The organism is Rhodococcus sp. As11, from assembly GCF_048957735.1.
GTDB lineage: Bacteria > Actinomycetota > Actinomycetes > Mycobacteriales > Mycobacteriaceae > Rhodococcus > Rhodococcus gordoniae.
Genome location: NZ_JARDJE010000009.1, coordinates 226821 through 240106 on the forward strand (window position 1 = coordinate 226821; position 13286 = coordinate 240106).

Here is a 13286-nt window from a genome sequence, read left to right on the forward strand (position 1 = left end):
AACAATCAGTCGATGTCGAATCGGGCGCCCACGCGCATGACTCGGGGTGCGAAGCGCATCAGCCACTTACGGACCTTCGCACCCGGAGCGACGGTCACCACTGGCCGATTGTGACGGACCGCCCCGACGATCTCCTCGGCCACCTTCTCCGGCGCGATATGCAGGCGCCGGTACATCGCGAGCGTGCGGGTGCGACGCGCGGCCCGCACGTCCCGGTTCGGTGCGACGTACTCGGCCGTCCGGACGAGGTCGGTGTCGACCAGGTCGGGGCACACCACGGTCACGCCGATGCCGTGTTCGAGCAACTCGGCGCGCAGGCACTCCGACAACATGAACACTCCGGCCTTGCTCGTCGAGTAGGCGGCGAGATTGCGTTGTGGCATGAACGCCGCAGCCGACGAGACGTTCACGATGTGCCCACCGGTACCGCGTTCGGTCATCTGTTCCGCGAAGGCGCGGCAGCCGTAGACCACGCCCCAGAAGTTCACGTCCATCACGTGCTCGAAAACGCTCTGCGGGGTGTCGGCGAACGCGCCGATGACACCGACACCGGCGTTGTTGACGAGAACGTCCGCCACCCCGTGCCGCTCGCGGACGGTCTGTGCGAACTCCCGGACCTGCTGCTGGTCGGAGACGTCGAGTTCGTAGGCGTGAGCGCCACCGCCGAAGACGGCCTCCGAGCCTCCGGCGCCGGGAGCCGGGACGTTCACCAGCGCCACCGTGTCGTGGGCGCTGTCGAGATCCTTGTCGGCGACGACGACGATGGCACCCTCGGCGGCGAAGGCCAGCGCGGAGGCCCGCCCGATCCCGCTACCGCCGCCGGTGACGACGACGAGGGTGCCGGTCAGGTCGCGCAGACGGCTGCGTAGTGCAGCGCCGGCGCGCCAGCGGTGCATCTGTGCGATCCGAGAGGTCACCACACCATCGTGACGCACTCGGCGCGTGTGGGCATGACAGGAGCAGTCAGTACAGGAACTCGCGATAGAGTTCGCGCTTGCCCTGCTCGGCGTCGGCCGGAATCTCGATCGAGTGGAGTTCGGCGTGCATGTCGCGCATCGAGGGCACCGCCGCGCGGTCGGGATAGGTCGACGGATCCCACAACCTGGCGCGGAGCAGTGCCCGGGCACAGTGCAGGAAGACCTCGTCGATCTGCACGATCACGGCCAGCTGCGCCGGCTTGTTCTGCAGCGACAGCTTCCCGAGCAGGTCCGGGTTCGTCGACAGGGTGGCGCGGCCGTTGATCCGCAGGACCTCTTCGTCGCCGGGGACGAAGAACAGCAGCCCGACGTGGGGGTTCTCGAGGATGTTCCGGTAGGAATCGGCACGTCGGTTGCCGGGCCGGTCGGGCAACGCGATGGTGTGGTCGTCGAGCACGAGTACCGCCGACTCGAGATCGCCGCGTGGAGAGCAGTCGCAGTTGCCGACGGCGTCGGCGGTGGCGATCGTGAAGAACCGCGCCAGCGACAGGAAATTCCTGATCAGCGGGGTGAGGTGGGGTCGTGCTTTGTCGACGATCGCCGGGTGCGGAATGCCCAGGACGGCTTCGAGCTCGTCCTGTGTCCGTATGCCGCCCTGCACGAGCTCGTCGATCCTGTCCGCATCCATCCGGTGCCACCTCCGGCGGTGACCGTATCAATCCTGTACGCCGAAGATCACGTCGGCGTTCTGGTCCTGCCCGATCAGACCCGCAGGGTGTCGCGCACGTGGCCCGTCTCGTTGATCGAGGCGACGCGGCGCGCTCCGCTGCGTGAGACGAGGATGCGCGTCACCGACGCGTACTCGATGGGGAACATCAGGGGCCGGGGCAGGTCGAGCAGGTGCTGCAGCACGATGTTCACGACCCCACCGTGGACGAACAGCGCCACGGTCTCGGAATGGTCGCACGTGTCCACCACGTGGTCGATCCCTCGCAGCACGCGGGTGCGGAAGTCGTCCGCATCGACGAAGTCGGGCAGGTGACCTGCGAGGATGCGCTTGTACGCGGCGGGTGCGACGTCCTTCGCGGCGTCGATGGTGAAGTAGTGGTCGTGCCCGTAGTCGTACTCGGCGATGTCCTCCGTCGTCTTCACGTCGAGGCCGCGGTGGTCGGCGACGGGTTCCGCGGTCTGCAGGGCCCGTAGCTGCGGGCTGGAGAACAATCGCGTGATGGCGTACGGCGACAGCGCATCCGGCAACCGCGAAGCCTGGAGGCGACCGGACTCGGTGAGCGGCGGATCGGCGACGCCGGTCTCGGCGCGGGCGTTGTTCGGCTCGGCGTGGCGGATCAGGAGTAGCTGCACGACCTCACGATGCCAGGTGTCCCGGTTTCACGTGAAACCACCCGTCAGGAGCGTCTCGGCTTCGTGAAGGGGAACGCCAGCGACTCGCGGATGCTGCCGCCGAGTACGAGCATCACGATCCGGTCGACACCCATACCGAGGCCACCGGTGGGCGGCATCGCGTACTCGAGTGCTCCGAGGAATTCCTCGTCGAGTTCCATCGCCTCCTCGTCGCCGCCCGCGGCGAGCAGCGACTGCTCGGTGAGGCGGGCACGCTGGTCGAGCGGATCGGTGAGTTCGCTGTAGGCGGTCCCCAGTTCGACACCCCACGCCACCAGATCCCACTTCGCCGCGACACCCGGCTTGCGGGGATGGGGGCGGGTCAGCGGCGACACCGAAATCGGGAAGTCGGTGTAGAAGGTGGGGAAGGTCGTCTTCGATTCCACGAGGTGCTCGTACATCTCCTGCGCGGTGGCGCCGGCGTCCCAGGCGGGGTTGTAGGGAATCTCGTGCTCGTCGCACAGGCGTCGCAGGACCTCGACGGGAGTCTGCGCGTCGACGAACGTCCCGAGTGCCTCGGAGATCGCATCGTGGAAGGTCTCGACCGGCCATTCGCCGGAGATGTCGATCTCGACCGGCGTGCCGTCGGGTCCGGGCCGCAGGATGATCTCGCGCCCGTGCGCCGCGCGTGCCGCCGCCTGGATCAGTTCCCGCGCGAGGACCCGCATCTTCTCGTAGTCGCTGTGCGCCTCGTATGCCTCGAGGATCGTGAACTCCGGGTTGTGCTTGAAATCCGCACCTTCGTTGCGGAACACCCGGCCGATCTCGAAGACCTTCGCCATGCCGGCGACGCACAGTCGTTTCAGGTACAGCTCCGGGGCGATCCGCAGGTACAGGTCGGCGTCGTAGGCGTTGATGTGCGTGACGAACGGTGCCGCGTTCGCGCCGCCGTGCACCGACTGCAGGATGGGGGTCTCGACCTCCAGATAACCACGTGTCTGCAGTTCGTCGCGCAACGATCGCACGACGGCGCTGCGGGCCGCGAGGTGATCGCGTGCCCCGCGGTCGATCGCGAGGTGCAGATAGCGCTGCCGTACGCGGGCCTCGGGGTCGACGAGGCCGTGGTACTTGTCGGGCAGCGGGTGCAGGCACTTACCGTCGATGCGCCACGAATCGGCGAGCACCGAGATCTCCCCGGTGCGGCTGCGTCCCATCTCCCCGGAGACCTCCACGAGGTCGCCGAGGTCGAACAGGAAGCGTTGCCCGGCGACACGGTGCCGGTCGACGAGGATCTGGATGTCGCCCGACCAGTCGCGCAGTACAGCGAACAGCACACCGCCGAAGTTGCGGATGCGCAGGAGCCGTCCCGCCACGCTCACGGCGGTGCCGGACTTCGTGACCCGGGCCTCGGCCGCGGTGTGGGTCGGAGGATGTGCGACCGGGTAGGGATCGACCCCGTGCTCGACGATCCGCTGCAGGGTGTCCATACGTACCTGGACCTGCTCGGGACGGCGCCGCCCGTGCGCGACGACCGGCGTACCGTCGCCGAGCCCGCCGTCGGGTGCGCTGCCGTCGTCGTGCAGTGCGGCCGCGACCTCCTGGTCCTCGGGGAACGCCGAATGTGTTCCCGTGTGTTGCCGGGTGTTCCGGCGGCCGAAGGTGGGAAGGGTGAGGAAGCCCTCGGCGATCGCCGAGGCGAGCGCGACCCGCGGGATGAGCCGGTTGTCGCGGAAACACAGGAAGCGCGGCACCCACTCGGGGTGGTACTTGACGTTGGACCGGTACAGCGCCTCGAGCTGCCACCACCGGGAGAAGAACAACAGGATCGACCGCCACAACCGCAGGATCGGCCCGGCGCCGATCCTCGCGCCCTCCTCGAACACCGATCGGAAGACCGCGAAATTCAACGAGATCCGCTCGATGTCGAACTCGGTGCCCCGTGAGGCGAGTTCGGACACCATGAGTTCGACGACCCCGTTGGGGGCCTGCGGGTCGCGGCGCATGAGGTCGAGCGACACCCCGTCCGCTCCCCACGGCACGAGCGAGAGCATCGCGACGACCTTGCCGTCCGAGACCGCTTCGACGAGCAGGCAGTCGCCGTCGAGCGGATCACCGAGCCGGCCGAGGGCCATCGAGAATCCGCGCTCGTTCTCGGTGTCGCGCCAGGCGTCGGCGCGCTGGATCGTGGCCGACAGTTCGATGGGCGACAGTTCGCGGTGGCGCATGATCCGTGCGGTCACACCGTGTTTGCGGGCACGGTTGACGGCCTGCCGCACCGCTCGCATGTCGCGTCCGCCGAGACTGAAGTCGCGGGTGTGCAGGACGGCTTCGTCGCCGAGTTGCAGCGCGTTCAGGCCCGCACGGTGGTAGGCGGTCGCACCGTCCTCGCTCGCTCCCATCACCGCCGGTGTCCATCCGTAGGCGCGGGCGAGATCGAGCCATTCGTCGATGGCGTGCGACCACGCCTCGGGGTTGCCGATCGGATCACCGCTCGCGAGGCACACCCCGAGTTCGACGCGGTAGGTCACCGCGGCCTTCCCGCTGGGTGCGAACACGACGGCCTTGTCGCGGCGGGTCGCGAAGTAGCCCAGCGAATCGTCGCTGTGGGCGAGCAGACCGCGGATGGCGGATTCGTCGCTGCCGGTGAGAGCGTTGCTCGCCCGCTGCGACCGGAACAGGACCACGGCGGCCGCGAGGACGGCGAGCGCACCGAGCAGGCCGAGCAGTGTGTTGACCAGCCCGTTCGGCCGGCCACCGAACTGGTCGTTGTCGATGAACGTCAGTGCGGTGACACGGTTGAGCGCCCACAGGAACCGGTCGGGAGCGGGCAGGCTGCCGGGGAACAGTTCCACCAGGCCCCAGCCGATCAGCGTCGCGACGACCAGACCGCCCACCAGCACACCGAGTGCGGCCCAGACGTTTCCGCGCCGCACCCGCGTGTAGAACTCGGGATAGGACAGCAGCAGTATCGCGACCAGCACCAGGTGGACGACCAATGCGACGAGGTGATTCGGGTCGCGGTCGACGATGCTCATCACGAGATTGGTGATGGCGAACCCGCCGAGATAGATCGTCAGGATCCACCACGCGATGCGCTTGCGACCGGCGATCGCACCGGCGAGCAGGCCGATGACGAGAGCGAACGACAGGCTCGTGTCGGGAGCGTCGAAGTAGTACTCGTCGATGTACTCGCGAGGAATGTGGATCCAGTAGCGCAAGGTCGGGGAGATCGACCACAGCGCCACCACGAACGCGTAGATGCCCAAGGCCAGGCCGACGACGTGCGGCACGGCGGACAGACGTCCGCCGACGCGGTCGGTCAGCGAAGGCCGGGAGGGTGGCCGGGTGTCCTCCACCGGACGCGGGTGCTCGACAGGGGCGGTGGGATCCGCAGACATGGAACAAGACGGTAACGGGCAGACGCGGCAGCCGTGGGACGAACGGCCGCGGGCCGGATCACACCTCCGGTCCCGCGGCCGTCGTTCCTGCAGCTACGAACCTGGCAGAAGCGCTGCACACCCTGTGTGCTCACGAACGCTGCACACACCCTGCGCGCTCACGAGCGCGGTGCTCCTGCGATCGCCACGTCCTCGGTCGGATCCGGTTCGGACGGCTCGGTCCGGGCAAGCGCACTCGGCCACCAGATCTTCCTGCCGATGTCGATGGTCAGCGCCGGCACCACCAGCGACCGCACGAGCAGTGCGTCGAGCAGGACACCGAAGGCGACGATGAACGCGAGCTGGGCCAGGAACAGCAGCGGGATCACCGCCAGCGCCGAGAACGTCGCCGCGAGCACCACGCCGGCGGACGTGATGACGCCACCGGTGACGGTCAGCGCCCGCAGCGTGCCCGCGCGGGTACCGACCTTCTTCGTCTCCTCACGGACGCGGGTCATGAGGAAGATGTTGTAGTCGATGCCCAGCGCCACGAGGAAGACGAATCCGAACAGCGGCACCACCGGGTCGGCGCCGGGGAATCCGAACACGTGGTTGAACAGCAGCGACGACACACCGAGCGTCGCCGCGAACGACACGATCACGGTGAGCATCAGCAGGACCGGCGCGACGACCGCACGGAGCAGCGCGATGAGCACGAGCAGCACCACGAGAGTCACCACCGGGATGATGACGGTGCGGTCGCGGGTTGCGGTGTCCTTCGTGTCGAGGTCGACGGCCGTGGGCCCGCCGACGAGGGCCTCCGCGTCGGGTACCGCGCGTACCGCCTCGCGGATGCGCTCGACGGTCTCCTCTGCGGCGAGGGAGTCGGCCGGATCCGACAGAGTCGCCTGCACGGCGACGAGTCCGTCGACCACGCGGGGTGTACCGCCCGGGCCGGGGACGGGCCGAGCGGTCGTCACGCCGTCCACACCCTCGGTGGTCCGGACGACATCGTCGAGCGCTCCTTCCCGGGCGACGACGATGGTGGGCGAGCCGGTGCCGGCATCGAAGTGATCACCGAGCACCTCCTGCCCGGACTTCGAATCCGTTTGCAGCAGGAACAGATCCGACGACGCGACACCGCTCGCCTTGAACTGCGGTGCCAGCAGTGCGAAGGCGATGAGGACGAGGCTGCACACGATCCAGATCGGGCGCGGCTTCGACCCGACGAAGGCGGCGACGCGGCCCCACACCTTGTGGGACTTCTGTATGTCGTCCACGTCGGCGTTCGCGTCGTAGGCGGGACGCGTGGGCCAGAAGGCCACGCGGCCGAGCAGCACGAGGGCCGCGGGCAGGAAGGTCACCGAGGCGAGGAACGAGGTGGCGATCCCGATGGCGGCGACGGGGCCGAGCCCACGGTTGGAGTTCAGGTCCGACAGCAGCAGGCACAACACGCCGAGGATGACGGTGCCGGCCGAGGCTGCGATCGGTTCGATCGAGCCGCGGAGCGCGCTGCGCATCGCGGCGTACTTGTCCTGCTGCAGCCGCAGCTCCTCGCGGTACCGGGAGACCAGCAGCAGTGCGTAATCTGTGGCGGCGCCGAACACCAGGATGAACATGATGCCCTGGCTCTGCCCGTTGAGTGCGATCACCCCGGCGTCGGCCAGCACGTAGACGAGCAGGCTCGCGAGGGCGAGTGCGAATACCGCCGAGATGATGACGACGAACGGCAGGATCGGGCTGCGGTAGACCACCACGAGGATCACGAGGACGACACCGCCCGCGACGAGCAGCAGCAGTCCGTCGATTCCACCGAAGGCCGACGACAGGTCGGCGGCCTGACCGGCCGGTCCGGTGACGTAGACGGTCAGCCCGTCCGGTGCTCCCTCGAGCGAGGTCCGGAGTTCCTCGACGGCGTCCTGGACCTCCCCGGAGGCGTCGAGCGGAACGATCATCTGCGCCGCTTCACCGTCCTCCGACGGGATCGGGGGCGGGCCGGCCGATTCGGTGGCGAGGAAGGCGAGATCCTCGTCGGTGATTCCGCCGTCGCGTTCGGCGACGACGATCGCGGGGATGAACTCGCTCTCGTTGAACTGCGCGTACAGCTCGTCGGCGCGGGTGGATTCGGCGGAGGCCGGGAGGAAGGTGCTCGCATCGTTGGAGGCGACCTCGTTGAGCTTGCCTGCGAACGGACCGCCGCCACCGGCGGCCACGAGCCACGCGATGAGCAACAGGGCGGGCAGCAGCCACCGCCATCGGCCGGTTCTGCGCGGGGGCGCGGTAGCAGTGCTCAAGATTCCTCCTCGTATGAGCGGTCTCGGACCCGGCGACCCCGGGCAGGCTCCTGCCCGAGATCGTTCGTTCCCACAGTGCTCCTCGTGCCGGCCCGGGGAATACCCATGATCGGAAGATCCCACCCCTCCACGGGGTGTGAGTCGCCCCCCGCCACGGAAAACGGAGAGGTTCGCCCGATGAGCGCGCGGTAAGGTGCCGCATGGTCTCCGCCCACCGGACCCACGCCGACGTCGTGTCCGCATTGAGAGCAGCCGGTTGTGTGTTCGCCGAGGAGGAGGCGCAGCTCCTCGTGGAAGCCGCTCGCACGCCCTCGGATCTGGAACGGCTGGTCGCGCGGCGGGTCTCCGGCGAACCGCTCGAACACGTGCTGGGACACGTCTTCTTCCACGGCCGGCGCATCGCGGTGCGGCCCGGGGTGTTCGTCCCTCGTCGACGCACCGAGTACCTGGTGGACTGCGCGATCGACCTCGCGCGGCCCGGCGCCGTGATCGTCGACATGTGTTGCGGGTGCGGCGCGGTCGGCTCCGCGCTCGCCATCGCAGTGGAGGCGGCCGAGATCTACGCGGCGGACATCGATCCCGTCGCCACGGCCTGCGCACGCCTGAACCTGCCGTCCCAGCGGGTGTTCGACGGTGATCTGTTCGACGCCCTGCCCGCGACGCTGTGCGGACGCGTCGACGTGCTCGTCGCCAATGCGCCCTACGTGCCGTCCGGGGCGATCGGATCGATGCCGCGGGAGGCACGTTGCAGCGAGCCGCGTCGCGCGCTGGACGGTGGGCCCGACGGCCTGGACGTCCATCGCCGACTCGTCGCGGACGCGATCCGATGGCTCACCGGCGGCGGGTCGCTGCTCGTCGAGTCGGCCGCGGCGCAGGCACCCGTGGTGGAGGGCCTCATCGCCCGCGCCGGTCTCGACCCGGCCGCACGAAGGTCGGAGGAATTCGATGCGACGGTCGTCATCGGCACCCGCCGATGACGTGATCGCTGCCTCGGCCATGTCAGTCGAGTGGGAGCTGGGCGAAGATCGCGGTCGGCTGGGTCGACCCGCCTGTCGGCTCGACGCTGAAGGCGAGTGCGGTAGCGCCGGAGATGTCCTCGAGCACCGCCGTCGTGGACGGCGCGACATCGGCGGGCGTCATCGTGCCGGCGGGTTCCATGCCCTCGGGGCCGACCAGCCACATCTGATAGACACTGCCATCGGCCGGCGGGGCGACGTTGTTCATCACCAGGACGCCCGCGTCCTCTTCCTTGGAGAACACCACGGTCGCGGTACCGCCACCCTCGAGCGAGCCCGACGAGGTCCGTACGTCCTCGGCCGCGAACACCCGCTCGCTCGTGGCCGGCCCGGACGGTGCCGACCACTGACCGGCCACCACGACACCGCCGATCGCGACGATCACTGCGGCCGCTGCGGCGAGCAGGAAGTTCCGGCGGCGCGCCCGGCGATGCTCGTCGAGGGACACCGGCGGGGGAAGGGCGTCGTCCTCCACCGTCTCCGGTGCCTCGGTCGCCTCCGGTGCCCCGGATTCCTCGACGGAAGTCTTCGCGGCGAGTTCGGCGTGAACCAGATCGAGCAGTCGCACCCTGAGCGCGGGCGGCGGCTCGGTCGCGGTGCCGGCCGACATCGCCGCGAGAGTCTCGTGGATCTCGCGGACCTCGGCGGTGAATCGCGAGACCACCTCCGCATCGGCTTCCGCGAGTTGCTCGGCGATCTCCCGGCGCTCGCCGGGCGTCACGGCATCCAATGCGAATCCGGGTGCCATGTCGAGCAGATCGCGCGAGGAATCGTTCGCCTCATTCGCCATCGACGGTCACCCCCAGACAATTCTTCAGTCGTTTCAGGCCGTCCCGGATCCGCGACTTGACGGTCGGCAACGGGGACGAAAGTTCTTCTGCCACTTCGGTATATGTAAAGCCTCTGTAGTAGGCGAGCTCGACCGAGCGTCGCTGCAGTTCGGTGAGCGAACCCAGGCACTCGTTCACCCGGCGGCGGTCGTCGCGCTGCGCGACCTCCTCGCTCACCGAGTCGAAGGCCGCGTCGACGTTCGCCGAACCGTAGTGCGCCTCGCGGTCGGCTCCGGACTGTTCGCTGCGGACCCGGTCGACGGCGCGCCGATGGGCGAGCGTGATGATCCACGACAGTGCGGAGCCCTGATGCGGGTCGTACTTGTCCGCCGACCTCCACACCTGGAGGTAGACCTCCTGAGTGGTCTCCTCGCTGTAGCCGGGATCCCGGAGGACCCGCAGCACCATGCCGAAGACTCGGGAACGCGTCGCGTCGTACAGTTCGGCGAACGCCGTAGGGTCTTGCCGGGCCACCCGCTCGAGCAGTGCGCCGAGGGTATCGGTATGGCCTCCGACGCCGGTCATCGGCTCAGTCCGCTCATCGGGGGAAAGCCTAGCCGGGACCTTTCCTCCGCTCAAGGCAACCGTGTCGACCACGAGCGTCACCCCATCCACATCCGTGCGCGCAGGACCGTCGCGAGGTCGGCGGGCATCCGTTCGCCACTGACGGTCGCGGTGAACATCGGCACGCCGGGCCGCCGCAGGGCGACCGAGAGGGCGAACATGTCGCCGGCGCCGGCGCGGGTGACGATGTCGATCTCGTCCGAGCGCAGCGTGTAGCAGTGCCGTCCGCTCCGGCGCGTGTGGATCTCGGCGACGACGCAGGCCAGCGAGCCGCTCGGATCGTGGCACCAGAACAGATTCAGCGGATCCGATCCGCGACCGAGACGCCGGATGTTCAGCAGCGCCGTGATCCGTCCTCCCGGCACTCTCACTCCGTCGGCGACGAGGTGGTCCTCGACGCGTCCGCGGAAGGTGTCGGAATCACTCGCGACGAAGTGATCCCACGGATCGAACCGCGTCAGCATGCGCAGCCACCACGGCGACGACGGTGTCTCGTCGACGTCCATGACCCAGCTGAAGCCGCGATATTCGAGCGACGGGCGCTCGGACGATCCCTGCGCGTGGCGCACGAAGGTGCGGTAGATCGCCGGCGTGACCACGACCCGGCCACCCGGGAACTCGACATCGTCTCCGATCATCGCGACTGCGCGGGGAAGGTCAGGATGCATGGTCGTCTCCGGGGCACGTGGTCGGTTTCCCCGACAGTGTGCACGTGAGGAAATCGGCCGTGGTGTCGGCCCACCATCGAGGGTCGGTGAGGAGGAAATGTCCTGCTCCGGGCAGAGGCCGCCACCGTGCGCGCACACCGCGGTCTCCGGCCGCCATCGCCTGGCTCTGCGCCATCCGGGGATCGGTCCGGGTGTCCTCCGTGCCGTGCGCGACCAGCAGGTGCCGACCGGCGGGAATCAGATCGGCGTCGTCGGCCGGCCACCACGGCGCCAGGGCGACGAGGGCCTCCACTCCGTGCTGGGCCGCGAGATGCGCGATCGCCCTCGCGCCCATCGCGTGCCCGACCAGTCCGAGCCGGACGTCCCCGCGGCGCCGCGTCACCGACTCGATCGCCCGCAGGCCGTCGCGGACCGGGCTCATGTGATCGCCGTTCCATCCGCGACAGCGGTAGTCGACGAGATCGACCGCGATGTCGTACCGACTCAGTCGCAGGCGCAGTGCGTCGGCGAACAGACGCATGCGAATCTGCGACAGATGCCACGGCCGTGGTGGGGTGGCACCGACCGGACACCCGTCGGGCAGCACGAGCACGTGTGCCGGTCGGGGATCCGAGAACTTGTCCATGACCGCCATTCGGAGCGAAGGGCGATGCGGATGGGTTCCCGGCGGATACCGATCCGGAAAAAATTCTCTCGATCCCGACCCATCCGCGCGGCCCCGAGGTTCGAATGACCGGTGACACACCTGATCGACGTGGCCGTTTCCGGTCACGGCCTACGAAGGGAATCACAGTCATGAACGTCACTGCGCGCAAGAGCCTGGCCGCCGTCGGAATCGGTGCGATCTCCCTGCTGGGTGTCGCGGCGTGTTCGGATGATTCGGGCACGGACACCACCGACACCACCACCATGCAGACCACGCAGGAAACCATGGAGGAAACCACCACGGCTGCAACCGGAACCGCAGCCCCCGCTGCCGGCCCGGTCGGCCCGGGGTGTGCCGACTACGTCGCCGCGAATCCGAGCGGGCCCTCCTCCGTCGAAGAACTCGCGAACCAGCCGGTCGCCGAAGCCGCCGGAAATGTTCCGATCCTGACCACTCTCACGCAGGCCGTCTCCGGGCAGCTCAATCCCGACGTGAACCTGGTCGAGACTCTCAACGGCGGCGAGTTCACCGTATTCGCGCCGGTCGACGATGCTTTCGCGGCCCTGCCACCCGAGACCGTCCAGACCCTCCAGACCGATTCGGCCCTGCTCACCGACATTCTCACCTACCACGTGGTTCCGGGTGAGCTGGCCCCGGCCGATGTCGTCGGCACACAGACCACCGTGCAGGGCGGCACCGTCGAGGTCTCCGGTGAAGGCGACATGCTGAAGGTCAACGACGCCAACGTCATCTGCGGTGGTATCGAGACCGAGAACGCCACCGTGTACCTGATCGACGGCGTCCTCCAGCCCCAGTAACCACCATTACCCGCTCGACGGAAAGGTAGAAGACATGCGTTGGTCCCGACACGGCGGTCGGGGGCTTGCGGCGGCGTTCATCGCCGCCGCGGGCGCGCTCCTGTTCGCCACGCCCGCCGCCGCAGCGCCTCTCACCCCGGTTTCACAGCTGGACGTGAATCGGTATGTGGGGCAGTGGTATCAGCTCGCCGCCAATCCTGCCCCCTACAATATCGACTGCGTGCGCGACACGACCGCGTTCTACACACTGCTCGACGAACGCAATGTGCGTGTGGAGAACTCGTGCACCACGATCACCGGGGACCGCCGCGGTATCGTCGGGAACGCCCGTGTGAACGACACAGCCTCGCTGCACGTGTCGTTCCCCGATGTCCCGTTCCAGGATTCGCTCGACGGGCCGAGCAACTACATCGTCACGTATCTCGCGGACGATTACTCGTGGGCATTGGTCGGTGACCCGACACGCATCTCCGGATTCGTCCTGTCGCGTTCGCCCGTCGTCGGCGCCGACGCGTGGCGCGAGATCCGGGGTGTCGTCGAGGCGAGTGGGTACAACTCGTGCCTGATGCTCACCTCACCCACCACCGAGGGACTGCAGGAGATCAGACCGCTCTGCACTGTGTGACTCTCGGGACGAATCGGGGGGGGGGGGGGGGGGGGGGGGGGGGGGGGGGGGGGGGGCCCGGGGGGGGGGGGGGGGGGGGGGGGGGGGGGGGGGGGGGGGCGCCGCCCCCCCCCCACAACTCGATACCGCCGACCGGCACTGCCGGATCGGCGGTAACAGAGTCGAGGATACGCACAAACCACGACTGCCA

At 68.6% G+C, this 13286-nt stretch carries 12 protein-coding genes; 3 read left to right on the plus strand and 9 right to left on the minus strand.

Going from position 1 to position 13286, the window contains the following annotated elements:
* Positions 1 to 5: 5 nt before the first annotated feature.
* From PV766_RS14610 to PV766_RS14630, 5 genes are all read right to left on the minus strand, one after another.
* Positions 6 to 917 (minus strand): SDR family NAD(P)-dependent oxidoreductase, encoded by a 912-nt coding sequence (locus PV766_RS14610; RefSeq protein WP_421097281.1) that lies wholly within the window; start codon positions 915 to 917, stop codon positions 6 to 8.
* Between the two features lie 46 nt (positions 918 to 963).
* Entirely contained in the window at positions 964 to 1605 is a 642-nt protein-coding gene (locus PV766_RS14615) for an MSMEG_1061 family FMN-dependent PPOX-type flavoprotein (protein WP_255161984.1), read from the minus strand.
* Between the two features lie 74 nt (positions 1606 to 1679).
* Positions 1680 to 2279, minus strand: coding sequence for a histidine phosphatase family protein (locus PV766_RS14620; protein WP_129974967.1), 600 nt, complete (start codon positions 2277 to 2279; stop codon positions 1680 to 1682).
* Between the two features lie 44 nt (positions 2280 to 2323).
* Positions 2324 to 5656, minus strand: coding sequence for a bifunctional lysylphosphatidylglycerol synthetase/lysine--tRNA ligase LysX (gene lysX, locus PV766_RS14625; RefSeq protein ID WP_421097282.1), 3333 nt, complete (start codon positions 5654 to 5656; stop codon positions 2324 to 2326).
* 158 nt (positions 5657 to 5814) lie between these two features.
* The gene (locus PV766_RS14630) at positions 5815 to 7929 is read right to left on the minus strand and encodes an MMPL family transporter (RefSeq protein ID WP_207213454.1); all 2115 of its coding nucleotides are present in this window, start codon (positions 7927 to 7929) and stop codon (positions 5815 to 5817) included.
* A 200-nt stretch (positions 7930 to 8129) separates the two neighbouring features.
* Here PV766_RS14630 and PV766_RS14635 point away from each other — a divergent pair, with 200 nt between their 5' ends.
* A complete protein-coding gene (locus PV766_RS14635; RefSeq protein ID WP_129974965.1) occupies positions 8130 to 8906 on the plus strand; it encodes a putative protein N(5)-glutamine methyltransferase in 777 nt (258 codons plus the stop codon).
* Between the two features lie 22 nt (positions 8907 to 8928).
* Here the strand turns inward: PV766_RS14635 and PV766_RS14640 are convergent, their stop codons facing one another.
* The 4 genes from PV766_RS14640 to PV766_RS14655 form a co-directional block, all read right to left on the minus strand.
* A complete protein-coding gene (locus PV766_RS14640) occupies positions 8929 to 9735 on the minus strand; it encodes an anti-sigma factor (protein ID WP_421097283.1) in 807 nt (268 codons plus the stop codon).
* Positions 9725 to 10300, minus strand: a complete 576-nt coding sequence (locus PV766_RS14645) for a sigma-70 family RNA polymerase sigma factor (protein WP_129974961.1) — start codon at positions 10298 to 10300, stop codon at positions 9725 to 9727. The genes PV766_RS14640 and PV766_RS14645 overlap by 11 nt, the downstream gene beginning before the upstream one ends.
* Positions 10301 to 10377: 77 nt before the next feature.
* Positions 10378 to 11007 (minus strand): DUF1365 family protein, encoded by a 630-nt coding sequence (locus PV766_RS14650; protein ID WP_129974959.1) that lies wholly within the window; start codon positions 11005 to 11007, stop codon positions 10378 to 10380.
* Entirely contained in the window at positions 10997 to 11632 is a 636-nt protein-coding gene (locus tag PV766_RS14655) for an alpha/beta hydrolase family protein (RefSeq protein ID WP_129974957.1), read from the minus strand. Before PV766_RS14655 ends, PV766_RS14650 begins: the two co-directional genes overlap by 11 nt.
* Before the next feature lie 170 nt (positions 11633 to 11802).
* Between PV766_RS14655 and PV766_RS14660 the strand changes: the two genes are divergently transcribed.
* Positions 11803 to 12471 carry a fasciclin domain-containing protein gene (locus PV766_RS14660; protein WP_129974956.1) on the plus strand — a complete coding sequence of 223 codons (669 nt, stop codon included), beginning with the start codon at positions 11803 to 11805 and terminating at the stop codon, positions 12469 to 12471.
* A 34-nt stretch (positions 12472 to 12505) separates the two neighbouring features.
* A complete protein-coding gene (locus PV766_RS14665; protein ID WP_129974954.1) occupies positions 12506 to 13096 on the plus strand; it encodes a lipocalin family protein in 591 nt (196 codons plus the stop codon).
* Positions 13097 to 13286: the final 190 nt, after the last annotated feature.